The following is a 26,191-nucleotide window of genomic DNA, read 5'->3' as shown; positions in this document are numbered from 1 at the left end:
TTACGAACCTACTGTAGTTGGAGACGTTTCGCAGCCGATAGCCCAGCCCAGCGCCCTGTCGCCAAACATCCAGTCAAGAGATACCCGCCCGTCGGTGCCTCCCAATCCAGCATTTCCCCGGCGGCGAAAACCCCCGGGCGGTCCCTGACCATAAGCGCGTCGTTCAAGGCGTCAAACGGCAACCCACCCGCCGTTGAAATGGCCTGATCCATCGGCTTTGGTCCTTTCAGCCCAACAGGCAAGCTTTTCACCAAACTCGCCAAATCATCCGGCAACGGACGACCAAACTCCATCAAAAGCGCCTGTTTCACCGCATCCAACTTGAGCGTTTTGCGGAGATAGTTGCTCAGGCTGGCCTTGCCTCTCGGTTTGGTCAAACGCGCGCGCACAGCGTCGAGCGCAAGATCAGGCACCAGATCCAACGACAATTCAGCGCCTTCACGCAGTGCCTTAGACACAGCATAGACCCCGCCGCCCTCGATACCACTTTGAGAGATCACAAACTCTCCACGCACAAGCTGCTCTCCGGCCATCAAAGCCACAGATTTCACCGGCGTACCAAAATGCTTGGCCATATGCGGGGACCAGTCGATCTCAAATCCCATGTTTGCCGGCTGAAATGGGGCGACGGGCATCCCTGCGAACTCGGCCCACGCCCCGTCAGAGCCCAACCGCGCCCAACTCGCGCCGCCGCAGGCCAAAACAACCACTTCGGGGCGCAAGGTGATCTGCCCCTGTGGTGTCTCAAACACATAGCCGTCCTGCAGACCCACCCAGCGATGTCGCGTTCTGATCTCAGCACCCTGCGTCGCAAGCCGCGCAAGCCAGTTGCGCAACAGTGGCGAGGCCTTCATGACCTTGGGAAATACTCGCCCTGTGGACCCTGTAAACATCTCTTGCCCAAGCGCCTTGGCCCAAGCAATCGCCTCTTGCGGACCAAAAGCCTCGAGCATTGGGCGCAGATGCGGCGCGGCTTCGGCGAAATTCTTCAGGAAGGGCTCAAAGGGTTCACTCTTGGTCAGGTTTAACCCCGACTTCCCCGCCATCAGAAACTTGCGCGCCACCGAAGGCTTGGCCTCGGCCACCACCACAGGATGGCCCGCTGCGGAAATCATATCCGCCGCCATCAGCCCCGCAGGCCCCCCTCCGATGATCAGGGCGCCTTTCATGCGTCGGACTGCAGGCCGCCTTTGATCTCGACCACGCGATGCGGATAGGGGATCTCGATGTCGTTGTCCTTCAGCGCATTCCAGATCGCAAAGAGCACTTTCGGCGTGAACTTGTTTTTACCGTCATCGATTCCGTTGACCCAGAACTCCACCGCGAAATCGATGCCGCTGTCGCCGAATCCCCGCAGCTCACAATCAGGTCCATCGGGATCGTCCAAAACAAAATCGAGCTTCGCCACAGCGGCCTCAATGATCTCCGGCACTTTGTTGATATCGGTGTCATAGCTCACCGAGAACGGCGCTTCATAACGGTTGGCCGAGCCGCTGTCTGAGAAATTCACAACCCGCGTCGTGATGAAATCCTCATTCGGCACCACGATCCAGCGGCCGTCAAAGGTCTCGAGAATAGCCGCCCGCGCGGTCATTTTGACAATGGTCCCGGCCTCACCGCCGTCGAGCTCGACGTAGTCACCGACGGTCGCCTGCCCCTCGAGCAAAAGGATCACGCCCGAGATAAAGTTGCTGGCGATCTTTTGCAGACCAAAGCCGAGGCCCACGCCAATGGCACCACCAAGAACGGCCAGAGAGGTCAGCGAAATGCCCATGATGTTCATCAACAAGAGGAAGGCCACGCCGAAAATCGCGATCTCGCTGGCTTTGGTGGCCAACTCGCGCATCGCAGGCCGCATGTCCTCTTGCTTTTGGATCATTGCCGTGGATTGGGCGTTGGACCAGCGGCCAAGCCAGAAGATCACACCCCCGATGATCAGGAAGCGCACAAGGAACAACAGCGAGAAACTGAGGTTGCCCAAGGGAACGATGGTCGCATCCAGTTGCGCGGTGACAAAGCCCATCAGCCCCAGCGCATAGAGCGCCGCGATCGGGATCAGGAAATATTTGCCGATCGTCTTGAACAGAGGGTCCTGCACGACCTCTTTGACCAAAATCCGCACTGCGATGAACAGAATAACCCGGTTGCCAAAGGCAATAACCGCGCCTGACCCAAAGATGCTGCGGGTGATGTTTTCTCCGACATCGGTGAACGCATAGGCCAAAAGTGGGAAGAGCAGCGGAACGAACTGAGCTAGGAACCGGCGCGCTTTGGCGAAAATGCTGTCGTTGTCATCAGATGGTGTCAGCCATCGTGTCAGCGGATCGCGCAGCTTGCGACTGACCCAAAGCGCGGCGAGGAAGGCCACGACCAACAGCGCGAATTGTGACCAGGCCGCAGGGCTCAGCAACCACTCCTGCGCCAGATCCCAGCCCTGAGCGAGATAGGACAAGGCGGTCTGGATGATCTCTGGTTGGTTTTCCATAACGCGGGCCCTCATCACTCTGTTCTTCGGTTTTTCTTGCCCTCTCGCGCGCCAAAGCTCAAGACAAAGAGATGGATGACCCGATTTGCCCTCTTTGTAACCGCCCCATTCCGCCTCAGGCCAAGCAAAGCCTGCACCATTTGGTGCCAAAGCTGAAAGGTGGGAAAGGCGGACCGGTGGTCCTGCTTCATCAGATTTGCCACAACGAGATCCACGCGACGCTGACGGAAGCGGAACTGGCGCGGGACTTTCACACAATTGAGGCACTCAAGGCCCACCCGAGGCTCGCTAAATTCATCGCATGGGTCGCCAAACGCCCGCCCGATTTTCATTCAAAAACGCCAGGCAAACGGCGCAATCGACGCTAGCTACAAAGGGCTTTGATGTCTGCCGCCAAAGCCGGATCCGCGGCCAAAACATGCTCGGCAAGGTCACGCGCCGTTGGCAGCAAAGCCTCCGCCTCCACGATTCTATCTACCAATCCGAACGCATAGGCCTCTTGCGCTGTAATCTTCTGCCCACCCATCAGCACCAGTTTTGTGCGTGCAGGCCCAATCAGAGCGGACATGCGTTTGGGGTCAGAGGGCTGGGGTAGAAACCCAAGTTTCATCACCGGATAGAAGAACTTTGCATGGGGCACGGCAATCCGCATGTCACAAGCCAAGGCCATCCCCATAGCGCCGCCAGCAAGCGTGCCGTTCAACGCCGCGATTGTCAGGCATGGCAGGTCCGCTATGGCTCCCGACAGCCGCTCCCATACGCCATCTGTGGCAAGACCAGCGCGGGCTTCGTCCAGATCCGCGCCTGCCGAAAAGACCTTACCGACACCCGTGATCACCAAGGCCCGCGCGTCCTGCGCCGCCAGAGCAATCTCGGTCAGCTCTTCGAGCATGGCTTTCGTCAGACTATTGGCCTTGTCGGGACGATTGATCGCGACGGTCCAAAAGCCCGCGTCGTCCTTGGTCAGATCTATCACGCCAGGCCCACCTTGGCGCGAATGTCGTCGTCGCGCAGCGAGACTTCTGCACCCAAAAACGCATCCGCCTCAGCACCGCACATCCACAAGAGCGTCTTAGCGGGCCAATCCGGGGGAATGTGATCCTCCCAGTTCAGCCGACTGACGGGATTGATCCCACTGGCCTTGATATCCCGTTGCATTTGCGTCGCGACCGTACCCGGAGACAGGCTGATCGCGCGAATACCTTTGTCACGCGCTTCCTTGTCCACCATCCGCGTCAGCATCAAAGCCCCGGCCTTGGACGAACAATAATGCGACCAGGCCTCGACTGGGCCGTGGGCCGCGCCCGAGCCAATCGTCAAGATCGTCCCACCGCCCTGTTCCATCATCACAGGCATCGCTGCTCGCATGCCATGGAAAACACCCTTTAGGTTGACGTCAATGACCTGCCCCCAGGCCTCTGGATCAGCTTCGGACAGATGCGAAATCGGCTCAATGGCACCTGCATTGTTTATCAGGACATCAATGCTGCCGAAGGTCGAAACGCAGGCCTTAACCGCGGTCTCCACCTCCCAATAGCGGCTGACGTCGCAGGGAATCGCCAAGGCCTTTTCGCCCAGTTCAGCCGTCAAATCCGCAATCGCGGCCTCGTTGCGCGCGACCAAAGCCACATTCGCGCCGGCATCGGCAAAGACACGCGCAGCGCTTTCCCCGATTCCTCGGCTAGCGCCTGTAATCAATACGGTTTTTCCCTGCATATCCATGATTTCACCCCTCCTGAACTCCGGCTGGTTGCAGGATAAGCAGCTTGCGTAACAGGGTCCACCCTTGACCCGCTCCCGCCCACATCCGACATTGGGGTTAACGAGTTACTGGAGGGGACGTGTTTTGACCCAATCTTATGTTTCACGCGGCGCGATTGCCGTACTTGCGGCTGCTATCGCAACGCCAAGTTTTGCCGACATTACACCAGATGACGTATGGGGCAGCTGGCAGAGCTATCTGTCCGGCTTTGATCTGGACATCAAAGCCACTGAAGAACACTCTGGCGATGATATCTTCATCACGGACCTCACAGTGTCCTTCGAAATCCCCGAAGAAGACGGCACGATCACGCTGATCTTCCCGGACATGGATTTTGTCAGCCGCGGCGACGGCACTGTCGAACTCAAGTATGGCGCGGACATGCAGTTCACCGCATTGCTTGAAGGCGACGGCGGCCCGGACACCAAAGCCAGCATCGATGTGGCGCACACGGGTCTGTCGACGATTGCTTCAGGTGATCCAGATGACATCACCTATACATATTCTGCAGCGTCCCTGACCTACTCCGTTGGTGAAGTCCTCGTTGAGGGAGAACCGCTGGAAGCCATTGGTGCGCAGATCGAAGGTGATGTGACTGTGACGGGCATGACCGGTCTGGTGAATATCGCGACACAAGGCCTAACGTCGATTGAGCAAGACGTGCGCTATAACAACGTTTCTTACGACATCCGCTTTGTTGCGCCTGAGGACGAGGGCAGCTTTGTCACCGCGGCAACAATCGAAGACTTGCGCATGCAGTCTGCCTTCTCGATTTCGGAAAACATCGACGTCGAAGATCCTGCATCGATCTTTAACGACGAGCTGAATATCGCGATTGAGATGACCCAAGGGGCATCGGAAACCAGCATGTCAGGCAATGACGGAAATGGTCCGTTTTCGTCTCAATCCTCGTCCTCTTCTGGCTCTTTCGGATTGGTGTTCAACAGTGACGTGTTCGAAGCCTCGATGAGCAGCTTTGATGCAAGCTTCAACGTCTTTGGCGAAGAAATTCCGCTGCCGATTTCCGCAGAGATCGGTGAGGCCTCTCTGGCGTTCTCCTTGCCATTGGCCGAGAGTGCCGAGCCGCAAGCATTCTTTATGGATTTCGCCTTTGTTGATCTGATGGTCCCGGATCTGTTGTGGAACATCTTTGATCCGGGCGCGGCTTTGGATCGGGGTCCGGCCACTGTCAGCCTTGGGTTGGAAGGCACCACCAAACTGATGATGGGCGCATTTAACCCGGAGTTCTTTGAGAATGACGATGTCCCCGCGACATTGGAATCCCTGACCCTGACTGATCTGGAAGTGTCCTTTGCGGGGGCCGAACTGACCGGTGCGGGCGATTTCACCTTCGACAACATGGACATGGACAGCTTTGACGGCTTCCCACGTCCCGAAGGTGCTGCGGACTTCCGCCTGTTGGGCGGCAACCAGCTTTTGGACAGCCTGATCTCTATGGGCCTTGTGTCTGAAGGCGACGCCATGGGCGCGCGCATGATGATGGGTCTGTTCACCGTGGCGGGTCCGGGTGAGGATGAATTGAACTCTCGCCTTGAAGTAAACGGCGAGGGCCATGTTCTGGCGAACGGTCAGCGTCTGCGCTGATTTTCGTGAAAAATCAGATGGGCCGCCCTTGCGAGGGCGGCCTTTTTCGTGGCCCCAAGGTACCTGCCCCTTGAGTCATGTGGCCCTGAGGTCTAACTCAAGAGCAACAGGCGCGGAGAGGCATTATGAGCGATACACTACAACAGCTAAGCGAGACGCTTCTGGATCTGGCAAAAGCGGCCGGAGCGGATGCCGCCGATGCTATGGCTGTGCGTGGCACGTCCCTATCCATCGACGTCCGCGGCGGTGCGCTTGAAAACGCGGAACGCTCAGAAGCAACTGATCTTGGCCTGCGCGTCATGATTGGTCAGAAGCAAGCAAATATCTCGACCTCGGACGTGCGCGAAGAAACCCTGCGCACCATGGCCGAACGTGCTGTCGCGATGGCGGCTGAGGCGCCTGACGATCCCTATATCGGGCTGGCGGATCCATCAGAAATCGCAACAGATTGGGACATCGACGCGCTAGAACTTTGCGATCCGACCGGAGAGCCTGACCCGGCGGCGCTTCAGCAAGACGCGGCGAACGCCGAGGCGGCGGCCTTGGCCTATGACGGTATTTCACAGGTGCAATCGGTCTCGGCGGGCTATGGTCGCACCGACGTCCATATGGCGGCCAGCAACGGGTTTTCCGGCGGCTACGCCCGCAGCGACCGCGCGATTTCTTGCGTGGCCATCGCTGGCACTGGGGCCGAAATGGAACGCGACTACGATTATGACTCGCGCATTTTTCAATCCGACCTAGCTGACCCGCGCAGCATCGGCGCAAGCGCTGCCGAACGCGCCCTGTCACGCCGCAACCCGAAACGCCCGCCGACGGGCGCCTATCCGGTCATTTTTGATGAACGTGTCTCTGGCTCGCTCATTGGCCATCTGATGAGTGCGATCAACGGGGCCGCCGTTGCGCGAGGCAGTTCCTGGCTTTTGAATGATCTCGGGGCCGAGGTCCTACCGACACATCTGTCGCTGATCGAAGATCCGCATCGTGCGCGCACTGCGCGTTCTCGACCCTTTGACGCCGAAGGCCTGCCGACGCGCCAACGCACCATTATCGACAACGGTGTGCTCACCGGCTGGACTCTGGATTTGGCAAACGCGCGCAAACTGGGCATGCAAAGCACCGCAAGCGCGGCACGCGGCGTGTCGGGACCACCGTCTCCGACATCGTGGAACCTGGCCCTGACCCAAGGCGCGCAAAGCCGGGAAGAGATGATCGAGGATATGGGCACGGGGCTTCTCGTGACCTCGATGATTGGCTCCACGATCAATCCGAACACAGGTGACTATTCACGTGGGGCGACGGGTTTCTGGGTTGAGAACCGAGAGATCGTCTATCCCGTCAACGAATGCACCATTGCGGGCAACCTCAAAGACATGCTGAAAACTCTGACGCCCGCCAATGACGCGCGGCGTCATCTGTCCAGCGTTGTCCCCAGCCTGCGTGTCGAAGGCCTGACCCTTGCCGGAAACTGATCTCGACCTTCTGATCGCCGCTGCCAAGGAATCCGGCCGCATTGCGACGGGCTTTCACGGCTCGTCCTATGAGACATGGGACAAAGAGGACGGCGCAGGGCCAGTGACAGCTGCCGATCTGGCGGTGAACCGGATGCTTGAGGTCGAGTTGCGCGAGGCGCGGCCTGACTATGGCTGGCTGTCCGAGGAATCCGCGCCCAAAGCGGATCGCCAAGAGGCCGAGCGTATCTTTATCATCGACCCGATTGATGGCACCCGCAGTTTTATCGAAGGCTCTGACACCTGGGCCCATTCACTGGCCATCGCCGAGCACGGCGAGATCACCGCAGGTGTGGTCTATTTGCCAAAACGCGATCTGATGTATGCCGCCGCCAAAGGCAAAGGCGCGTTCCTGAACGGTACTCCGATCACGCCAAGCACGCGCGACACCCTGACCGGCGCGAATATTCTGGCAACGCGCCCCAGCTTTGAACCACGCCATTGGACCCGCGTTCCAGATGTGACGCGCAACCATCGCCCCTCGCTTGCCTATCGGCTCGCTTTGGTGGCTCAGGGGCGGTTTGACGCGATGCTGACGCTGCGCGCCACATGGGAATGGGACATCGCAGCGGGTGTTTTGATCCTTGAAGAAGCGGGCGCTGTGACCAGCGACAAACACGGAGCGCCCCTCCGGTTCAACAATCCAGACCCACGCCTGCCCGGCATGATCGGAGCGAACGCGTCCTTGCATGCGCAAATCCGCGACGCTCTGGCGACCTGAACTTGTGGGACGCCGCATGACGGCATAGTCTTTGGCAAAACTTCTCTGGGCAGTCTCCTCACATGGCCAAACCGCTTTCCTTGACGACCTATCTGGCGCTGGCCCGCCGAGAGAGGAAAACCCCGCTGGACCTGTCCCAAAAGCGGCCCGCAGGGTATGTGATCTGGCTGCATTGCAACGATGTGTCTCGCGCAACCGCGCTGGCGGATCTCGGGCAACGCCTGGCCTCGCAAATTGAAGCGCAGTTGCTTTTGACAATCCCACATGGTTCCGATTGCCCCGGCGGTCTCGAAGAGATTGCGATATGCACATCCGCGCCATCTGAACACCCAAGTGATATCCAGGCGTTTCTGAGCCATTGGGCCCCGGATTGTGCCATCTGGATGGGTCATGAACTGCGGGCCGGACTTATTCAGGCGACCCATGAAACGGGCGCTCCGATGTTTTTGATTGATGGCGATGACCCAATCCTGACGCTACGGGCCTCTCGTTGGCTGCCGTCGCCGACCCGCGCTGTTTTGCAGATGTTCAACCATATTTTCGCCCGCGAGGACGCGGCAGCCAAGCGTATTTCGCGGCTGGTGCGCGGGGTGACTCCGGTGACCGTCACAGGCACTTTGATCGAAGAAAATCCCGTGCTTCCCTGCAACGCGGACGATCTGGAGGCCCTTAGTGAGACCCTCATTGCCCGCCCCTGCTGGCTTGCGGCACGGGTGCAACCGGACGAACTGCCCCTGATACTTGATGCGCAACGCAGCATCAGCCGCCTGTCGCCGCGTATGCTGATGATCCTTGTGCCGGATCACCCAAAGGATGCGCAGGGCTTTCTGACGCAAGCCAAAGACATGGGCTTGCATGTGGCCCAATGGGACGACGGAGAGTTTCCCAGCGAGAAAACCGACATCCTTTTGGCGGAAAACCCCAAAGAATTGGGGCTTTTCTATCGCATCGCACCGATCACCTTTGTCGGGTCATCCCTGAAACCTGGCCACGGCGGCAGAGATCCATTTGATGCGGCCGCCTTGGGCTCGGCTGTGCTCTATGGGCCGAGTGTGCATAACCACCTCAATGCCTATACACGGCTGGCGAATGCGCATGCTGCGAAAGTCGTGCAAAATGCCCCGGCGCTCGTGCGCGCCCTTGAAGAGTTGATGGCACCCGATAAGGTCGCAATGATGGTGCATGCTGGATGGGATACAGTGTCGCAAGGCGCGGGGGTGATCAATCAGATCGTCTCTGATATCAGCACGGCAATCGAACAGGCGGAGAGCCAAACATGAGGCCGCCAGCATTCTGGAACCTAGAGCCCGGGCGCTTTAGCCTGGGTCGCGTCGCCTTCAGCCCGCTTGGATGGCTCTATGGCGGCGTGACGGCACGGCGCGTCGCGCAGCCTGCGACCTATACCGCAGAAGTTCCGGTTCTGTGCATTGGCAACCTGAATGCAGGCGGAACGGGCAAAACGCCCACAGCGATCGCTCTTATTCAATACCTGCAGTCCAAAGGGCTGACCCCGCATGTCATTTCACGCGGTTATGGCGGTGCAGCCAAAGACCTGACGCGGGTCGATGAACGAAAGCACTCCGCGAGTGAGGTCGGGGACGAACCTATGCTGCTTGCAGCCTTCGCACCGACGTGGGTCTGCGCGGATCGCACCAAGGCCGCGCGGGCGGCGCAAGAGGCAGGCGCCGACCTGATCCTGATGGATGACGGGTTTCAAAACCCTAGCCTGCATAAGGATGCCAGCATTATCGTCGCAGATGCCCAGCGCGGGTTTGGCAACGGCTCTTGCATCCCGGCTGGCCCTTTGCGCGAACCTGTTGGTGCGGGTCTTGCGCGGGGCAACCTGCTTTTGACAATCGGAAACAGCGCAGCGCAAACGCGATTTGACACGCTTTGGGGGGGAAAGGTGAAATTGCCCCACGCCCGTGCGGAACTTGTGCCTTTGCAGACCGGAATGGACTGGACTGCGACGCCGTTCCTGGCCTTTGCAGGCATCGGCTATCCCGAGAAGTTCTTCGCAACGCTACGCGCGCAAGGGGCAACGGTTCTAGAAACCCACGCTTTGGACGACCACCAACCTCTGACAACCGCGCTTTTGCAACGGATGGAAGCAGATGCCGCGCGACTGGGGGCTCAATTGGTGACAACCGAAAAAGACGCGGTACGCCTGCCCACCGCCTATCGGCGCAAGGTCCTGACCCTTCCTGTTCGGCTAGAGGTCAAAGACTGGACAGAGATCGACGCCCTGCTGAACAGGCTCCTTAAATGAAAACGCCCGGGACTGGCCCGGGCGCATGACTTTGAACTGCTCAGATGCTTACAGCATACCGTCCAGAAGTTCTTTCATCTCGGCATAGCTCATATTGCCGTATTTCGTGCCATTGATAACGAAAGACGGTGTCGAGTTGATATCATCGCGCGCTGCGTTGGTCTGGAACCACTCAACCAAAGTCTGCGCGCTTTCTTCGTTCTGCAGGCAGGCGTTCAGTTCGTCGTCGTTCAGACCTGCGATGCGACCGATCTTGCGCAGCTCATCCGCGATCGCGACCGGTTCACCGGCGCGGGTCCATTCGGCCTGGGTTTTGAACATCAGATCTGTGATGCCAAAGAAACGTTCCTGACCGCCACACCGCGCAATCATGGATGCCCAAAGACCAAAGCGATCAAAATAGACTTCGCGGAAGACAAATTTCACTTTGCCCGTGTCGATATAATCCGCCTTCAGCTGCGGATAGGTGTTCTGGTGGAAAGACCCACAATGCGGGCAGGTGTAAGACGCATATTCGATCATGGTGATCGGCGCATTTGCATCGCCCAAGACCATGTCAGGAATGGCCGATGCTGCGGCATCTGCGTTTTCAGGCTCTGCCGGGGTTTCGATCTGAGTGACCTCCACCTCGGTCACATTGCCCTGCATCAGGAAATACGCCCCAGCGGCGATAATCGCGGCGACAACAATCGCCAGAGGAATCATACGGTTCATTCAGATCTACCTTTGAATTTTTCTTTGGATAGGACGTTACCCGCCAGACGTTCAAGCGCCTTTCGCAAGTCTTGATCCCCGACAGGGGCGGCCATGGCCTGCGCCTCTTTTGCGGCCTCGGGATCGATGGTTTTTTCAGCAGGCTTTGGGGCGGAGGCAAACTGCGCTTGCCCTTCAGCAAAGCCAATCGGTGCTGTTTGCGTGATATGCAGCTTGGTGATGGCATTGTAGCCATAGGCCGCATTCACCTTCTCGCGCAGCTTTTCTTTCTGCATTTCTAACATCGGGGCCTGCGCGCCCGTGGTCAGCACGGTCAGAGTGGCTCCGAACCCTTGGCGGCCGTATTTGACATCCACGGGCTTACAGATCGCAGCCATATCCTGCCCGACAATCTCTGCCCAATGGGTCAACACACGGGTCACAGCAAACCCACGCGTCTCGCCCGCCTTGCGGATCCGGTCCCGCAAAAGCGATGAGGTACGTTGAAAGCCTTTTCGAGACCGCCTCTGCATGAGACCCCTTGCATGTTTCTTGCTGGCGCTATCTTAGTGCCACGGGCCAGATAGGCCAGCGCCAGCAGCATACTGAGGGAATAACAGTTGCGTGACCAGCCAAAAGCCGCGGACCTCTTGGAATGGTACGACCGGCACGCCCGTAAAATGCCGTGGCGTGTTGGGCCTGCGGAGCGTCGGGCAGGCGTCATGCCGGAACCCTACCGGATCTGGATGTCCGAGATCATGTTGCAGCAGACCACCGTTGCCGCGGTCAAAGACTATTTCCGGCGCTTCACAGAGCGCTGGCCCACGGTCACAGACCTCGCCGACGCCCGCGACGAAGACGTGATGGGAGAATGGGCCGGTCTTGGGTACTACGCCCGCGCCAGAAACCTGCTGAAATGCGCCCGCGTTGTTGCGCATGAACTCGGAGGTGTCTTCCCAGACACAGAGGCAGGCCTACGCGACCTCCCCGGCATCGGCCCCTATACCGCCGCCGCCGTCGCTTCGATTGCCTTTGATCGCAAAGCCACAGTCGTAGACGGCAACGTCGAACGCGTCATGGCGCGGATCTACGATCACCACACGCCCTTGCCCGCCGCCAAACCTGCGCTGACTGAATTTGCCGACGCTCTGACACCAGACCAGCGCCCCGGAGATTATGCCCAAGCCGTCATGGACCTCGGTGCCACCATCTGCACACCAAAGAACCCTGCTTGCGGGATCTGTCCATGGCGTAGTGCCTGCTGCGCGCGCATCCAAGGCACAGCGTCTGAGCTGCCCAAAAAGACGCCAAAGAAACCCAAACCGATCCGCTTGGGCACCGTTTATATCGCCCGCCGCGTCGACGGAGCCTACCTTCTGGAACGCCGCCCCGATCAGGGGCTTTTGGGCGGCATGCTCGGTTGGCCCGGCTCGGAATGGGCCGAAGCAGAGGTGCCAGATCACCCACACCCCATCCGTGCGGAATGGAAAGAGCTACCCACCGAAGCCCGCCATACCTTCACACATTTCCACCTACGCCTGACCGTCAAAACCGCGCTGGTTCCGATGGATCGCAAACCCAAACAGGGCGATTTTATCGAGCTAGCCGATTTCCGCCCCTCAGACCTCCCAACCGTGTTCCGCAAGGCCTTTGACCTAACGAAAGACCTCTGAAACGTTGCCACGCGGCGCGGGCCTCGCCATAGTTGACCCAACCCGCATCAACGAGAGATCACCCCCATGATCCCCAAGGCGCAACTGAGCAAACTCCAAAGCGCACTCCCTTTCTGGTCGTCGTTTATTCTGGTGCCCTTGGCGTGGATGGGCGCGATCAACGGCGGCTGGTGGCTGATCGCTGTACCCGTGGCGACGTGGTATCTCTTTGCGCTCTTGGATGCTTTCACCGGGCTTTATCTGGAAAACGCGGACCCGCAGACCGACGACAGCACGATCTTTTGGTACCGCCTGATCACAATCCTCTGGCCCTTTCTGCAGGCCGGAACGCTCTTTGGGCTTATGGCCTACGTAGGTTCAACGGATCATCTAGGCATATGGGAACTCATCGGCCTCTTCTTTGGCGTTGGCGTTCTGACGGGCACTGTTGGGATCAACTATTCCCATGAACTCATGCACCAAAAACCTGCTTGGGAGCGCTGGCTCGGCGACATCCTCCTCGCGATGGTGCTCTATTCGCATTTCCGCTCTGAGCACCTTTTGGTGCATCACCGCTACGTCGCCACCCCGCGCGATCCGGTGACGGCGCGCTATAACCAAGGCTTCCACCGCGTCTTTCCCCGCGTGATCTGGACCACGCTTCGCTCCGCATGGGGTGCCGAAAAAGCCATGCTCGCGCGCAAGAAAAAACCGGTATGGGCATTCGGCAACCCCTTCTGGCGCTATCTTATCCTGCAGGCCCTCGCTCTAGCGCTCGCCTTCTGGCTCGCAGGCTGGCTCGGAGTCGCCTTGTTCCTCTGGCAAGCTTGGATCGCGATCTGGCAATTGGAACTGGTCAACTACATCGAACACTATGGCCTCACGCGCGAACACCTGGGCGATGGCAAATATGAACACGTCAAACCCCGCCACAGCTGGAACGCGGCGCATAAGGCCTCGAACTGGCTGCTGATCAACCTGCAGCGCCACTCGGACCACCACTACAAACCCGACCGACGCTTCCCGCTTTTGCAGAACTACACCGAGGACGAAGCACCCCAACTGCCCTATGGCTACCCGATCATGACCATGGTTGCGATGATGCCGCCCATCTGGCGGCGGGTTATGAACCCGCGTGTCCGCGCGTGGCGCAAACAGTTTTATCCCGAGATCGAGGACTGGACAGCCTACAACAAAGCGCAAACGCCTATGCCGAGATAGACGATGTCGCAATCGAAACTATCCCATGTCGCATTGGCCCAACCGAGTGACATCGCTGCCTTGGAGCCACTGTTTCAAGCTCTCTACGCGCATGAAACGCCAAACGCCGCGGCACCAGATGACGCCACATGCGCGCGGCACATCAAGCGTTTGCTTGATGAAGAGACGCCCCATGACCTCATCATTGCCTGGGGAACTGACGGGCGCTCGCTCGGTCTCGTCGCCGTCGCACGCGTCACCTCGATTAGCGACCCACGCCCGGATAACTGGACGCAAATCGATCTAAAAGAGCTTTTCGTCCTCCCAGAGGCGCGTGGTCAGAACATCGGGCGGGCTCTGATGGAGTGGGTTCAAGCCTATGCCAACCGAAAAGGTGCCTGCCGCATAGATTGGCACGTCAAATCCGACAACGCAGACGGCATCCGCTTCTATGAACGATTTGGGGCCACGATCCTCGAAGGTCGACTAAGCATGCGCAAACCGCTCTAGGCGACCCTCACTTTCATCTTGCCAAAATACTCTGGGGTGAGGCCCGTCCTGCAAAAGCTCGAGGAGCTTTTGAGGGTCGAACGGGCGGAGCCCAGGCCGCAGGCCAAGGGGGCAAAGCCCCGACCCGCATAAAAAAGCCCCGCCAAAAGGCGGGGCGAAGTCGTCCGTGCCGCGGGCCTGATGGCCCTTGGACACTGGCGGTACATTCTTTTCCGATGTGTGCCCACCGGATCTTGCTAGGGCCGGATTACATCTCAGCCCGGATCTGTTGACGCAGATTGTCGATTGGCACCTTCTTGCCCTCGGACTTATAGGCCCAATAGGTCCAGCCATTACAGCTCGGCGCCCCTTCAAAGGCCGCACCCACTTGGTGGATCGAGCCCTTATTGTCCTTGCTGCCAACCAGCGTCCCATCAGCCCGCACTTTGGCGGTGTGGCGTCCGTTCAGGGAATAAAGCTCTTCACCCGGACGCAGCATGCCGCGTTCGACCAGCTGACCGAAAGGCACACGTGGCTGCGCGCGTTTGCTTTGCGTGACTTCCAACGCTTCGTTATCGAGCTTGCGCACGTTCTTGATGCGCTTGGTGGCGACTTTGCGATAGGTCTCTTCACGCTCGATGCCGATGAAATTCCGGCCGAGCATCTTGGCAACCGCGCCTGTCGTGCCTGTGCCAAAGAACGGATCCAGCACCACATCGCCTGGATTGGTCGTTCCAATCAAAACACGATGCAACAGGCTCTCAGGCTTTTGAGTCGGATGCGCCTTATCGCCGTTTTCGTCTTTCAGACGCTCGTGGCCTGTGCAGATCGGCAGAACCCAGTCGCTGCGCATCTGCACGCCTTCGTTCAGCGCTTTCAGAGCTTCATAGTTGAAGGTCGGTTTCGCGGATTCCGATTTCGACGCCCAGATCAGTGTCTCATGCGCGTTGGTCAGGCGTTTGCCGCGGAAGTTCGGCATCGGGTTGGACTTGCGCCAGACCACGTCGTTCAGGATCCAGAAGCCCTGGTTCTGCAGCTCAGCGCCCATGCGGAAGACGTTGTGATACGAGCCGATCACCCAGATCGCGCCATTCGGTTTCAGGATCCGACGCGCCGCCGAAAGCCATTCACGGGTGAAACGATCATAGACTGCAAAGCTGTCAAACTGGTCCCAGTGATCATCGACCGCATCCACTTTGGAATTGTCCGGACGGTGCAATTCACCCTTCAACTGCAAGTTATAGGGGGGGTCTGCGAAGATCAGGTCAACAGAGTTTTCAGGGAGACTGTTCATCACATCGATGCAGTCGCCAGATTGGATCGTGTTCAACACAGCATCCAACGAGGGCGCAGGAGCGCCCTTTTTCACGGGTTTATTCGTCATGTCTTGCCTCAATATAACCGGCGCTTTTGCGCTCTTTGGTTATCCACAGGATGAGTCATGACGAGTCCCGCGTCAATTTCTTTTTTGAATCAGCAGGTTAGGTTTTTTGCTTGCCACTATATGTTGTGTACAGGCTTAAAAGAACGCCTATGATGTGGGGTTATCCCCAGGCTGATGAGCGCAGATTTGTGCTCTTTGGTGGGGTATCCCATGTTTCTTTCCCAACCATATCCGGGGAACTGTTGCGCCAAAGACTCCATCAATCGGTCGCGCCTTATTTTCGCCACAATTGAAGCCGCTGAAATTGAAACACTTTTTGTGTCGCCTTTGACCACGCCCTCGGCCCGAATATTCAACCCGCGCGGGATCATTTTGCCATCCACCAGCACATAATCTGGCCGCCCCGACAGATCCTGAACCGCACGCACCATCGCCAGATGACTGGCCCGCAGAATGTTGATCTCGTCGATTTCCGCAACTGAGGCTTCCCCGAACCCCACGTCCGCAACCTCGAGGATCTGATCGTAGAGCGCTTCGCGGCGTTTTTTGCTGAGCTTCTTTGAGTCGTTCAGCCCCTCGGGAATACGATCAGGATGCAGGATAACCGCAGCCGCCATGACCGGCCCCGCCAGCGGGCCGCGTCCGACTTCGTCCACACCTGCCACGACAGATGCGCCGCGCAAGATCGCCAATTCTTCGAGATGATAGTCCGGTAAACTCATGCCCCTCTTGAAAGCCAATCCATCCGCCAAGCGCAACAAAAAACCGGCGCCGAGGGGCGCCGGTTTTCATCGAGGGCATTGCGTGGGGATGCAAGGGACCGCCCCCGAGGGCTCGATGTGTTATTTGCTGCTGACGATGTAGTAGCCTTCGTTGCGCAGGCAGGGGATAGAGTAGCCGCGCTTGGTGCCTTTGGTGGTGGCCAGACGCACTTTGCAGTGACGCGGCAGGCTGTCGGCGTAGTGGTAGTGGTTTTGCAGGCATTTCTGACCAAAGACCTTTACCTTGCCGTCATAGGTATTGTGGCGACGCACACAGGCCGCAGTCAGCGCATAGCGGCGGGGTTTGCGCACTTTCTTAGGCTCCGGCTCTGGGCGGTGTGACGTGTAAGCACGGGATGGCTGATTGTTGCGGTTGTTGTCCGAAATCGCTTTGCCAATGATGACCAGCGCAGTTGCGCCAACCAGGAATTTCGCGAGATCGTCATTTGCCTTTGCGGGTGCCGCCGAGAAGCTCAGGCTGGTAGCAGCGATGGCAGCGATCATGATGGAAGAGATAAACTTACGGGACATGAGGGTTTCCTTTCGAGGGTCTTTTGCGTGTCGTTTTCAAACTGAGTGGCCGCGTTCAGCAGAAGGTTGCGACCTGATGAGCCGACACTGGCCCGACCCCCGAAAGTCAGGCAATAACACCACAATGATATCGGATAACACGCGTCAATCGCGGCGTTGATATTGAATAACCAACCCGATTCACCCAATGTCTTAGCCATGAAAACAACAGCTCTCATATGTTTGACGGCCGCCACGCTGGCCTTGTCCTCTCCTGCCCATGCGGCGTGTTTTGCCGACTATAAAGCCAAGCAGGACAACCCGCTGAAGCTCCATTATGGGGTGGCCGAAGTGCGCGGTGACTGCACGAAAGCGAATGCTACTCAAGAATTGAGGCTTCGTTTGACACAGGGCGGTTGGGTTTTGCTTAATGTTCTGTCAGTCTTTGACTCATCCGGACTTCAGGAGAGACAAAGCGATGCAGGACAGTTCTATCTCCGCTATTGAATCGCGCCAAATAGGTGGGCGCGTCGTCACCTTTGGGATTATCGCGATTGTGGTGATCCTTGCAGGGGCGGGCGCGGTTTTGCTTTTGACGCTGCCGGACGCCAATGCGTTTAACATGCGGGTCGAGCGGCTTTTCGTCGAAAACGATGATCTGACCAAACAGGCGGAATTGAAGCTGCTAGAGATCCTCGCGCAATCCGGCACAGCCTTTGCCGCGATTCTCTCCAGCTATCGCATGGTCATCTTTGTCCTGCTGATCTTTGCCACAGGCATGATGATCGCAGCACTTGTGTTCCTTGTGATGTTGATTGCCATGAACCGTCGCATGGCCCAGATCGAGAAATCCGGCATTCAGGTGAATTCCCTGCTGATCAGCCGCGACGAAAAGAAAGTCTATCTGAACAATATGGGCTTCAAACTGACGGACGCGGCACTGGAAACCCTCTCGATTCTGGCCGAAGCGCGGATGGATGATGACGTGTTGTCGGGCATTGAACTCGAGGCGATCATATCAGGCAAACCCCAAGCCGATTGCGAAGAGGCCGCGGGGGCTACACGCATCAAACGTCTGCGCGACGCCTTGGGCAATCAGATGGTCAGCGAGCTCTTGGTGAAAAACATCGCGCGGCGCGGCTATATGCTGGGCATCGATAAATCGGTGATCAAGGTTCTCTAAAACACAATGACTGCTCAACGCGCCAATCTAATCGGCAGCATCTGGATGATCGCTGCCATGGCCCTCTTTGCCATTGAGGATGCTTTGCTGAAAGCGGCTGCGTCCACCCTGCCCGTCAACCAGGTCCTCGTCCTTTTCGGAGCAGGCGGCGCTTTCATCTTCGCGGCCCTTGCACGCCGGCAAGGCACGCCTTTGGTGCCCAAAGAAGTGACCTCTCGCCCGATGCTAGTCCGCGCGGTCTTCGAAGTCTTTGGTGGCTTGTTCTATACGCTTGCCTTCGTGCTGACGCCTTTGTCGTCCACCACGGTGATCCTGCAGGCCACCCCGCTCGTCGTCGTCGGCGCGGCGGCAACCTTGTTCGGCGAGACCGTCGGCTGGCGTCGTTGGGGCGCGATCTTTCTGGGGCTCGCTGGTGTCATCATCATCATCCAACCCGGCAGCGACAGCTTCACGCCGCTCTCGATCCTGGCTGTCCTCGGCATGCTCGGCTTTGCCGGTCGTGACCTCGCCAGCCGCGCAGCCCCGGCCTCGCTCAGCACCAATATCCTTGGGCTCTACGGTTTCTTTGCCTTGATAGCCGCTGGTGCCCTTTTTGCCGTCTATGAAAACGCACCATTTGTGACAGTCGGATTAGAAACCGGCCTGCTCATGGCCGCCGCCTGCGGCGTCGGCGTCATCGCGTATACAGCTCTGATGCGCGCCATGCGGACCGGAGAGGTTTCAGCAGTGACGCCGTTTCGGTATTCGCGACTGTTGTTTGGTCTCGCCCTCGGCATATTCGTCTTTGGCGAAAGCCTGACCGCGCCAATGATCTGGGGGTCGCTGATGATCGTCGCCTCAGGCCTGTTCATTTTGTGGCGCGGGCAGAAGACGTAAAGCTCATTCTCTTGCCGAAATATCCTGGGGGAATTGGGCGCTAGCCCAAGGGGGCAAAGCCCCTACTCGTCGCCTACCTTTCCGCGCAGAGCCTTCACCTCTCCGCGCACCTTCTTGGCCTTCAAGCGCCGTTGCTGAGACCCATAGGTCGGTTTCGTCTTGATCCGCCGCTTCGGCGCGACCAGCGCCTTTTCGATCAAAGCGGCCAACCGCTCGCGCACGATCTCGCGATTACGCACCTGCGAGCGGGTTTCATCACATTGCAGGATCAACGCGCCGTCCTTGGTCCAGCGCCGTCCCGCCAATCGCTTTAGCCGCGCCTTCACCTGCGGCGGCAGGTTCGGAGACCGCGCGGCCTCAAACCGCAACTCCACCGCCGAGGAGACCTTGTTCACATTCTGCCCACCCGGCCCCGAAGCCCGGATGAACTGTTCTGTGATTTCCCAGTCCTCAATCGTGATATCGTCTGTGACGCGCAACATGGCGCTATTTTGGGGCCTTTCTTAAAAGATGGAAACCGGCAAACGAAAAGGGCTTCTCCCCGCGTGGAAAAGCCCTTCGAGATGTAGGGAGGTGCGCCGGTTAGGCAGCGACCAATCCGATTATTGTTCAGCCAAGGGCTGCCTTAGCTGCACTCCTTCCGGACTGTTCCGACACCGTTCTCCATAGCTTCTCTAGACAATGGGCACCTCCTTTCAGATTGTTTCGCGTAGCCTCAGCGTGCCACAGAATTCTTAGATGTCAAAACAAAATAATGTGGCGTTACGGATTTTTCACACAGGATAAAGGGCGTTAACCGAAAGTTACGCTTTCTTGGGCAAAGTGCTGCGCAAAGCGTAATTGGCTCAATTGGACTGCAACACGCCCACGCATTGGTTTGGCAGATCCGCCAGAACCAATTCCTTGCGTGGCTTAGGTTTGGGCGCATTCGGGTCCGGTGGCGGCGGGTCCAAAATATCTGCGACCCAGTCCCGCGCATCCTGACAACCATCGCCACGGGGCGGATCATCCTGTTCAACGCAACTGGGCGAGCCTTCGGGACAATTCAGCCGAACATGGAAATGATAGTGATGACCCCACCATGGCCGCACTTTGTGCAGCCAAGTCTTGTCGCCTTTTTCGTCATCGCACATCCGCACCTTCGCGCCCGGAAAGACAAAGATCCGCGCGGTACGTGGATCCTGAGCGGCGGCTTTGATGATCTCGTGGTGCGCGCGGCTCCAGCCTTCGTTGACATAGGCTCCTGCTGCGCGACGCATGGAAAAGGACGAGATACTTTCACGCGATTTGGCAGACAGCTGCAAGTTCACCGCAGGCCGCATCCAGATATCGACATCCAACCCCATCTGGTGACTACGATGCCCCGAGAGCATAGGCCCCCCGCGTGGCTGGCTCATGTCTCCAACATAAAGTCCGTTCCAGCCCCGCTGTCTGGCAGCCACACGCGACAGATCCTGTACATAGTCCACCAGAACCGGATGCCCCCAGTTCCGATTGCGCGACAGGCGCATGGCTTGCCAGGTCGGACCGGTTTCCGCCAGTTCCACGCCGCCCGCGAGGCATCCTTTGGCATAGCTGCCAAAGGCCTCGGGTGCTTGGGCTGACCCGACAGGTTCACTTCCGAAGAGATATTTCGCAAGCTTATCACGCCATTCAAGCGGTGCTTTATAGGCGCGCGCGGCGGGCTCCGCCACGCTGTCATTCTCGTCACCCGATCCGCATCCAACCAATGCGGCACATAAAACTAGGCCTTTGAGGAGCCGTCCCATTCTGCTCGATCCCCATCCGGTTTCACCCAGCGTAGCAGGATCAGAGCAATAATGAAGAGAACAATCACAGGCGATAGGCCAAGACGTGCCGTAGAGGTCATGTAGGTGACCATCCCGATCAGCGCAGGTGCAAGGAAGGCTGTGGCCTTACCGGACAGCGCATAAAGACCAAAGGCTTCGGTCGGGCGCTCTGGATTGGCGTGGCGTACCATCATCGTACGCGATGCCCCTTGGACTGCTCCGCCCGAGGCTCCGATGATGGCACCAAGGACCATGAGGGTCAGATCAGGCAGGCCCGACCCTTCGGCCAGAGGGATCCCGTAGAAGCTTTCACGCGACATGCCGACAATGACGACGCAGACGATAATCAGCATCCAGATATTGAACAGGATCACTGGTTTTGGGCCAAAGCGTTTGTCACAAAGGCCGCCGATATAGGTGAACACTGCCGCCGAGATCGCGGCCAAGATGCCAAAGACGCCAAGTAGGGTGATCGACCAATCCAAGACCAGAACGGCATAAACTCCGCCAAACCCGTAAAGCGCGTTCAAGGCATCGCGATAGAACATTGAAGACGCGAGGTAGGACGCAAGGCTTGGGCGCTTCGCGACGTTTTTCACCGACTGCATCAACCCGCTCAGAGCCGCGCCAATCCCGCCCGACGATTTCTCAGCTGGCGCTTCTTTCACCCATGCAAAGAAGGGGATCATAAAGACCACATACCAGATCGCAGTGAACGGCCCGACGGCGCGCGTGCCTTCACGCTCAGATGCGTCCAAACCCAGAACAGGATCCAGCCCAATCAAGGTCTTGCCATTATCACCCTCTGCAAACAGCAACAGCATGATCAGCAAAGCAACGACACCGCCCGCATAGCCCAGAGCAAACCCACTGCCCGAGACCTTACCGACCTCTTCATCAGGTCCCAGAGAAGTCAGCATCGAGTTGATAAAGACCAGCGCATATTCTGCCGCCATCATGCCGATGCCAAAGGCCACCAGCGTGATCATCATGTTGGAGCCATCAGGTAGCATCCACCAGAGGGCGTAGGTCGAGACCACATAGAATACCGAGAAGATATACATCCAACGGATGCGGGACCCCGACTGGTCCGCGATCGCGCCCAAAACGGGCGCCGTGACCGCAATCGCCAATCCGACATAAGCGAGCATCGCCGACCAGACCGCCTGCGCTTGGGCGTCAGCCAATGCCTCTTCCATGCCGCCAGACATGTAGAATTCCGTCGCAACCGCCGCGAAATAGGGACCAAAGATAAAGGTCAACAACAGCGTGTAGAACGGCTGCGATGCCCAGTCGAACATCATCCAGCCCCAGACGCGGCGTTTTAAGCTAATTTTTGTCATACCCAGTCCCCCTGTTGCAGGGACTGTCTCGAAAAAACGTTGCTAGCGCAACCGTTTCCTAGGCTGCCGCTAGGTTATCGCCTTTAGGCGTATCGCTCATCGGAGGCCAAGGGCGCATCTCTTCGGCCTTGGACCATTGCTGGATCCAGTCAGGCAATGCAGGTTGCTCAATTCCGCGATCCAATGCCGCGACAAGTTTGCCCGGAGGCACCAAACCCTGACGGCTGGTCATCGCCGCACGCAGCACAGCGTGAAAGGCGCATTCGCCGTCGCTCTTCCAAGCGGATTGCTCGTAGTAAAAGAACTTGTCGTCCCAGCCGGCGATGCGCGTGCGCAATTCAAGCCGGTGAAACATCTGCACCCGACGCCGATAGCGCACTGTGCTGCCGGCAACCGCCATGCCCCAATTGTTGGCTTTCATCGTCTCCATAACGTCCATCCGCGCCGTCCAGCCGATACGGCCAAGGTCGAAAAACGTGAGCGCACGGCCGTTGTTCAGCTCGTTCCAGGGGTCCAAATCCCAAGGCCAGCAGATCGTATGAGACACATGGGTGTCCTGCCACTGGATCTTAGGCTGACGGCTGGCGGAACGGAAATGAGTAACGAGACGAATCCACGGGTACATTGGAAAACTCCTTTGCGCCCATGTGGGTGTGAATGACCCTAAGGTCAACGCATCTTGCGCATTGACGTTGCGGAGCCTAAGTGTGTGAGACGACAAAGAAGGAAGTTTGAGAAATGATGGCGATCTACGGGCCTCTGCGGCTTATTCTGGATGTGGTGTTCTTTATTATGATCGTCCACATCATTATGAGCTGGCTGATCAACTTCAATGTCCTGAATTTGGGCCAACAATTCGTGGCGCAGCTTTGGTATGGCCTGAACCGCCTGCTCGAGCCGATCTACACACCGATCCGCAATTTCCTGCCCAATACCAACCCGCTGGATCTGGCCCCGCTGGTGGCGTTCATCATCGTGATCTCGCTGCGCGACTATATTCTACCGGCGATCTTACTTTAGCGGGCTGATTTTCCGCGCCCAGCCCTTGCCGCGTTAACCACGATGTGATTCATTTCCTGTAAGAGCAGATCAACGCCACTTACAGGACACCCCATGCCCGCCGACACGCTGTTGCGCGATATCTTTGGATTTGACGGGTTTCGCCCCGGCCAAGAAGAGATCGTGGACGCCGTTGTGTCTGGGCAAAACGTGTTGGCGATTATGCCAACGGGCGGCGGGAAATCCCTGTGTTATCAATTGCCTGCACTGGTGCGCGACGGGATCACTGTTGTCATCTCTCCGCTTATTGCCCTGATGCGCGACCAGGTCCGCGCCCTGCGCGAAGCAGGCGTTGAGGCAGGCGCTCTGACCTCTGGTAATACCGATGAGGAAACCGAAGAGGTCTGGTCTGCGATTGAGGACGGTCGCCTCAAACTCCTTTACATCGCGCCCGAACGCCTCGCCTCTGGCGCCGCCTTGGGCATGCTCCGCCGCATCGGAGTTTCACTGATTGCTGTGGATGAGGCCCATTGCGTCAGCCAATGGGGCCATGACTTCCGCCCAGACTATCTGCGCATCGGAGAGCTGCGCCGCACGCTGAACGTACCCATCGCAGCCTTCACCGCCACAGCCGACGCTGAAACCCGCGAAGAAATCATCACACGGCTGTTTGACGGCGAGTCCCCTGCCACCTTCCTGCACGGTTTTGACCGCCCCAATATCCACCTGGCTTTCGCCGCCAAAGACAGCCCCCGCAAACAGATCCTCGATTTCGCTGGCGCACGGCTTGGCCAATCGGGCATCGTCTATTGCGGTACCCGCGCGAAAACGGAAAGCCTCGCTAAGGGCCTGCGCGACGCCGGCCATAACGCGCTGCACTACCACGGCGGCATGGACCCCGAGGACCGCCGCTTTGTCGAAACCCGTTTCCAACGCGAGGACGGGCTGATCGTGGTGGCGACTGTGGCCTTTGGCATGGGCATCGACAAACCCGATATCCGCTGGGTCGCCCACGCCGATCTGCCGAAATCCATCGAGTCCTACTATCAGGAAATCGGCCGTGCGGGTCGGGACGGAGCACCGGCGGAAACGCTTACCCTCTTTGGTCCCGAAGACATCCGCCTGCGTCGCTCGCAAATCGACGAAGGCCTCGCCCCACCAGAACGTCGCGCCGCTGATCACGCGCGGCTGAATGCTCTGCTTGGATTGGCCGAGGCCTTGGAATGCCGACGCACCAAGCTGCTCGGGTATTTCGGCGAGACCGAGGTCACTTGTGGAAAATGCGATCTCTGCGATCAGCCGGCCGAGGTCTTTGACGGCACCGAGGCCGTGCGCAAAGCGCTCTCTGCTATCCTGCGCACTGGTGAATGGTTCGGCACCGGACATTTGATCGACATCCTGCTTGGTAATGACACCGAACGGATGCGCCAAAAGGGGCATGACGCGCTGCCAACATTCGGCGTGGGCCGCGAATATGACAAACGCCAATGGCAAGCGGTGTTCCGCCAAATGATGGGCCACGATCTTATCCGACCTGATCCCGAACGCCACGGCGCTTTGCGGATGACCGATGACGCCCTACCGATCCTCAAAGGCGAAGCGTCGATTAACCTGCGGCGTGACACGATCCGCAAGGCCTCTAAAGGCCCGCGTGTCAAAGCCTTGGTCAGCGAAGAAGACGCGCCGCTCTTGTCGGCCCTCAAAGCCAAACGCCGCGCCTTGGCCGAGTCCGCCAAAGTGCCCGCCTATATCATCTTTAATGACCGCACCCTGATCGAAATGGCTGAAAAACGGCCTCTGAACCTTGATCAAATGGCGCAGATCGGCGGCGTTGGCGCAAAGAAACTCGAGAAATACGGCGACGATTTTCTGACGGTCATCACAGGAGAGGCCGAGGCGCTCCACCCCAGCCGTCGCAAACTCGCGGGTCGGGCCGAAGGGTCACTATATGACCGCCTTCTCGAAGTCCAAGCCGACCTCACCCGAGGCCCCGACGGTATTGACAAGCCGCTGAGTTGTTCGGCATCGCTCTTGGCCAAGGTCGCCCAAACCAAGCCTCAGGACGAAAACGCGATCAAACGCATCCTCGGCGACAAAAAAGCCGACCGTTTTGGCGCAGCTTTTCTGGACGTCCTGCAGACAGCGGACTAAATCAGAGAGAACGCTCAGAAAGGTCTGCCCATGCTTGTTGTCACGTCGCCTGCGAAACGTTTGGATTGGGATCCGGTGGATGTGGATCTGACGCAGCCAGATTTGCAGGACGAGGCGGTGAAGCTCGTGAAAACCGCGCGCAATCTGACCTTGGGCAACTTGCAAAAACTGATGGATCTGAGCCCCGATCTAGCGCGGCTCAATCGCGATCGTTTCAAAACCTTTGAGGCAGAGCCAGCGCAAGATCTAACACGCCCCGCCGTCTTTGCCTTTGCCGGTGACACCTACATCGGGCTTGAAGCAAAGACGCTCGATGAAGACGAGATCACATGGGCGCAGGATCACTTGCGGATCCTGTCAGGTCTTTACGGCCTCTTGCGTCCTCTGGATGCGATCCAACCTTACCGTTTGGAAATGGGCAGCCGTCTGTCAACGCGCCGCGGCAAGAACCTATATGAATTCTGGCGCGACACGATTTCCAAAAAGCTGAACGCGCAAGCCGAAGCGGTCGAAACAGACACGCTCGTGAACTGCGCAAGCCAGGAATATTTCGGAGCCGTGGATCCCAAGGCGCTCAAGCTGCGTGTCATCACGCCCGTGTTCATGGAACTGAAAGGTGGCAAACCCAAAATCGTCAGCTTCTTTGCCAAAAAAGCCCGCGGGTCGATGGCGCGGTTTATGATCCAGAACCGCCTGACGGACGCCGAGGCCATCAAAGATTTCGACCTTGGCGGCTATAAGTTTGAACCCGACATGTCCGAAGGCGACAAATGGGTCTTTCTGCGCGATTACCCCGAAACCTAAGCG

At 58.2% G+C, this 26,191-nt stretch carries 28 protein-coding genes; 15 read left to right on the top strand and 13 right to left on the bottom strand.

The genetic code is table 11. The annotated features are described in order from the left end of the window. Positions 1–8: 8 nt before the first annotated feature. Positions 9–1,169, bottom strand: coding sequence for a TIGR03862 family flavoprotein (locus tag HZ995_RS07260; RefSeq protein WP_209357996.1), 1,161 nt, complete (start codon positions 1,167–1,169; stop codon positions 9–11). Continuing rightward, on the bottom strand, positions 1,166–2,485 hold the full coding sequence (locus tag HZ995_RS07255) for a mechanosensitive ion channel family protein (RefSeq protein ID WP_209357995.1): 1,320 nt from the start codon (positions 2,483–2,485) through the stop codon (positions 1,166–1,168). Before HZ995_RS07255 ends, HZ995_RS07260 begins: the two co-directional genes overlap by 4 nt. Before the next feature lie 71 nt (positions 2,486–2,556). Here HZ995_RS07255 and HZ995_RS07250 point away from each other — a divergent pair, with 71 nt between their 5' ends. Further along, entirely contained in the window at positions 2,557–2,853 is a 297-nt protein-coding gene (locus tag HZ995_RS07250; protein WP_209357994.1) for an HNH endonuclease, read from the top strand. Here the strand turns inward: HZ995_RS07250 and HZ995_RS07245 are convergent. Further along, complete coding sequence (locus HZ995_RS07245) at positions 2,850–3,461, bottom strand: enoyl-CoA hydratase/isomerase family protein (RefSeq protein WP_209357993.1); 612 nt, start codon at positions 3,459–3,461, stop codon at positions 2,850–2,852. The two genes, HZ995_RS07250 and HZ995_RS07245, sit on opposite strands and share 4 nt — an antisense overlap. After that, positions 3,458–4,207 (bottom strand): SDR family oxidoreductase, encoded by a 750-nt coding sequence (locus tag HZ995_RS07240; RefSeq protein WP_209357992.1) that lies wholly within the window; start codon positions 4,205–4,207, stop codon positions 3,458–3,460. The genes HZ995_RS07245 and HZ995_RS07240 overlap by 4 nt, the downstream gene beginning before the upstream one ends. Positions 4,208–4,331: 124 nt before the next feature. Here HZ995_RS07240 and HZ995_RS07235 point away from each other — a divergent pair, with 124 nt between their 5' ends. The 5 genes from HZ995_RS07235 to lpxK all read left to right on the top strand — a co-directional run bounded on the left by HZ995_RS07235 (position 4,332) and on the right by lpxK (position 10,353). Beyond that, a complete protein-coding gene (locus HZ995_RS07235) occupies positions 4,332–5,852 on the top strand; it encodes a hypothetical protein (protein WP_209357991.1) in 1,521 nt (506 codons plus the stop codon). Between the two features lie 125 nt (positions 5,853–5,977). Further along, a complete protein-coding gene (locus HZ995_RS07230; protein ID WP_209357990.1) occupies positions 5,978–7,324 on the top strand; it encodes a TldD/PmbA family protein in 1,347 nt (448 codons plus the stop codon). Continuing rightward, positions 7,311–8,084: a 3'(2'),5'-bisphosphate nucleotidase CysQ gene (locus tag HZ995_RS07225; protein WP_209357989.1), complete on the top strand. Its 774-nt coding sequence runs from the start codon at positions 7,311–7,313 to the stop codon at positions 8,082–8,084. Before HZ995_RS07230 ends, HZ995_RS07225 begins: the two co-directional genes overlap by 14 nt. Before the next feature lie 62 nt (positions 8,085–8,146). Then, the gene (locus tag HZ995_RS07220) at positions 8,147–9,364 is read left to right on the top strand and encodes a 3-deoxy-D-manno-octulosonic acid transferase (RefSeq protein WP_209357988.1); all 1,218 of its coding nucleotides are present in this window, start codon (positions 8,147–8,149) and stop codon (positions 9,362–9,364) included. Continuing rightward, positions 9,361–10,353, top strand: a complete 993-nt coding sequence (lpxK, locus tag HZ995_RS07215) for a tetraacyldisaccharide 4'-kinase (protein ID WP_209357987.1) — start codon at positions 9,361–9,363, stop codon at positions 10,351–10,353. Before HZ995_RS07220 ends, lpxK begins: the two co-directional genes overlap by 4 nt. 48 nt (positions 10,354–10,401) lie before the next feature. Here the strand turns inward: lpxK and HZ995_RS07210 are convergent, their stop codons facing one another. Together HZ995_RS07210 and HZ995_RS07205 are read right to left on the bottom strand one after the other, a co-directional pair. Further along, positions 10,402–11,067, bottom strand: coding sequence for a DsbA family protein (locus HZ995_RS07210; RefSeq protein ID WP_209357986.1), 666 nt, complete (start codon positions 11,065–11,067; stop codon positions 10,402–10,404). Further along, the gene (locus HZ995_RS07205) at positions 11,064–11,579 is read right to left on the bottom strand and encodes a DUF721 domain-containing protein (RefSeq protein WP_209357985.1); all 516 of its coding nucleotides are present in this window, start codon (positions 11,577–11,579) and stop codon (positions 11,064–11,066) included. The genes HZ995_RS07210 and HZ995_RS07205 overlap by 4 nt, the downstream gene beginning before the upstream one ends. An 87-nt stretch (positions 11,580–11,666) precedes the next feature. Here HZ995_RS07205 and mutY point away from each other — a divergent pair, with 87 nt between their 5' ends. The 3 genes from mutY to HZ995_RS07190 all read left to right on the top strand — a co-directional run bounded on the left by mutY (position 11,667) and on the right by HZ995_RS07190 (position 14,408). After that, the gene (mutY, locus tag HZ995_RS07200) at positions 11,667–12,719 is read left to right on the top strand and encodes an A/G-specific adenine glycosylase (protein ID WP_209357984.1); all 1,053 of its coding nucleotides are present in this window, start codon (positions 11,667–11,669) and stop codon (positions 12,717–12,719) included. 66 nt (positions 12,720–12,785) lie between these two features. Then, positions 12,786–13,919 (top strand): alkane 1-monooxygenase, encoded by a 1,134-nt coding sequence (locus HZ995_RS07195; protein WP_209357983.1) that lies wholly within the window; start codon positions 12,786–12,788, stop codon positions 13,917–13,919. Positions 13,920–13,922: 3 nt separating this feature from the next. Then, positions 13,923–14,408, top strand: coding sequence for a GNAT family N-acetyltransferase (locus HZ995_RS07190; protein WP_209357982.1), 486 nt, complete (start codon positions 13,923–13,925; stop codon positions 14,406–14,408). A gap of 247 nt (positions 14,409–14,655) precedes the next feature. Here the strand turns inward: HZ995_RS07190 and HZ995_RS07185 are convergent, their stop codons facing one another. From HZ995_RS07185 to HZ995_RS07175, 3 genes are all read right to left on the bottom strand, one after another. After that, a complete protein-coding gene (locus HZ995_RS07185; RefSeq protein WP_209357981.1) occupies positions 14,656–15,771 on the bottom strand; it encodes a site-specific DNA-methyltransferase in 1,116 nt (371 codons plus the stop codon). 116 nt (positions 15,772–15,887) lie between these two features. Continuing rightward, positions 15,888–16,493: a ribonuclease HII gene (locus HZ995_RS07180; RefSeq protein WP_209357980.1), complete on the bottom strand. Its 606-nt coding sequence runs from the start codon at positions 16,491–16,493 to the stop codon at positions 15,888–15,890. A 120-nt stretch (positions 16,494–16,613) separates the two neighbouring features. Continuing rightward, a complete protein-coding gene (locus HZ995_RS07175) occupies positions 16,614–17,063 on the bottom strand; it encodes a hypothetical protein (RefSeq protein WP_209357979.1) in 450 nt (149 codons plus the stop codon). A gap of 198 nt (positions 17,064–17,261) precedes the next feature. Between HZ995_RS07175 and HZ995_RS07170 the strand changes: the two genes are divergently transcribed. Genes HZ995_RS07170 through HZ995_RS07160 form a run of 3 tightly spaced genes read left to right on the top strand, consistent with a single transcriptional unit; the run spans position 17,262 to position 19,101 of the window. Next, positions 17,262–17,549 carry a hypothetical protein gene (locus HZ995_RS07170; protein WP_209358195.1) on the top strand — a complete coding sequence of 96 codons (288 nt, stop codon included), beginning with the start codon at positions 17,262–17,264 and terminating at the stop codon, positions 17,547–17,549. After that, positions 17,521–18,225, top strand: a complete 705-nt coding sequence (locus HZ995_RS07165; RefSeq protein WP_209357978.1) for a winged helix-turn-helix domain-containing protein — start codon at positions 17,521–17,523, stop codon at positions 18,223–18,225. Before HZ995_RS07170 ends, HZ995_RS07165 begins: the two co-directional genes overlap by 29 nt. Positions 18,226–18,231: 6 nt before the next feature. Further along, complete coding sequence (locus HZ995_RS07160) at positions 18,232–19,101, top strand: DMT family transporter (protein WP_245168776.1); 870 nt, start codon at positions 18,232–18,234, stop codon at positions 19,099–19,101. 62 nt (positions 19,102–19,163) lie between these two features. Here the strand turns inward: HZ995_RS07160 and arfB are convergent, their stop codons facing one another. From arfB to HZ995_RS07140, 4 genes are all read right to left on the bottom strand, one after another. Continuing rightward, positions 19,164–19,583 carry an alternative ribosome rescue aminoacyl-tRNA hydrolase ArfB gene (arfB, locus tag HZ995_RS07155; protein WP_209357977.1) on the bottom strand — a complete coding sequence of 140 codons (420 nt, stop codon included), beginning with the start codon at positions 19,581–19,583 and terminating at the stop codon, positions 19,164–19,166. Between the two features lie 363 nt (positions 19,584–19,946). Next, positions 19,947–20,870 (bottom strand): penicillin-insensitive murein endopeptidase, encoded by a 924-nt coding sequence (mepA, locus tag HZ995_RS07150; protein WP_209357976.1) that lies wholly within the window; start codon positions 20,868–20,870, stop codon positions 19,947–19,949. Beyond that, positions 20,846–22,234: an MFS transporter gene (locus HZ995_RS07145; RefSeq protein WP_209357975.1), complete on the bottom strand. Its 1,389-nt coding sequence runs from the start codon at positions 22,232–22,234 to the stop codon at positions 20,846–20,848. The genes mepA and HZ995_RS07145 overlap by 25 nt, the downstream gene beginning before the upstream one ends. 58 nt (positions 22,235–22,292) lie before the next feature. Next, positions 22,293–22,859, bottom strand: a complete 567-nt coding sequence (locus HZ995_RS07140) for an acyl-CoA thioesterase (RefSeq protein ID WP_209357974.1) — start codon at positions 22,857–22,859, stop codon at positions 22,293–22,295. A 113-nt stretch (positions 22,860–22,972) separates the two neighbouring features. Between HZ995_RS07140 and HZ995_RS07135 the strand changes: the two genes are divergently transcribed. The 3 genes from HZ995_RS07135 to yaaA all read left to right on the top strand — a co-directional run bounded on the left by HZ995_RS07135 (position 22,973) and on the right by yaaA (position 26,188). After that, entirely contained in the window at positions 22,973–23,254 is a 282-nt protein-coding gene (locus tag HZ995_RS07135; protein WP_209357973.1) for a YggT family protein, read from the top strand. A gap of 93 nt (positions 23,255–23,347) precedes the next feature. Then, the gene (gene recQ / locus HZ995_RS07130; RefSeq protein ID WP_209357972.1) at positions 23,348–25,384 is read left to right on the top strand and encodes a DNA helicase RecQ; all 2,037 of its coding nucleotides are present in this window, start codon (positions 23,348–23,350) and stop codon (positions 25,382–25,384) included. 30 nt (positions 25,385–25,414) lie between these two features. After that, positions 25,415–26,188 (top strand): peroxide stress protein YaaA, encoded by a 774-nt coding sequence (gene yaaA, locus HZ995_RS07125; protein WP_209357971.1) that lies wholly within the window; start codon positions 25,415–25,417, stop codon positions 26,186–26,188. The last annotated feature ends 3 nt before the right edge of the window (positions 26,189–26,191 follow it).

The sequence above is a fragment of the Cognatishimia activa genome, assembly GCF_017798205.1.
Lineage (GTDB): Bacteria > Pseudomonadota > Alphaproteobacteria > Rhodobacterales > Rhodobacteraceae > Cognatishimia > Cognatishimia activa_A.
This window is presented reverse-complemented; position numbering and strand designations above follow the sequence as displayed.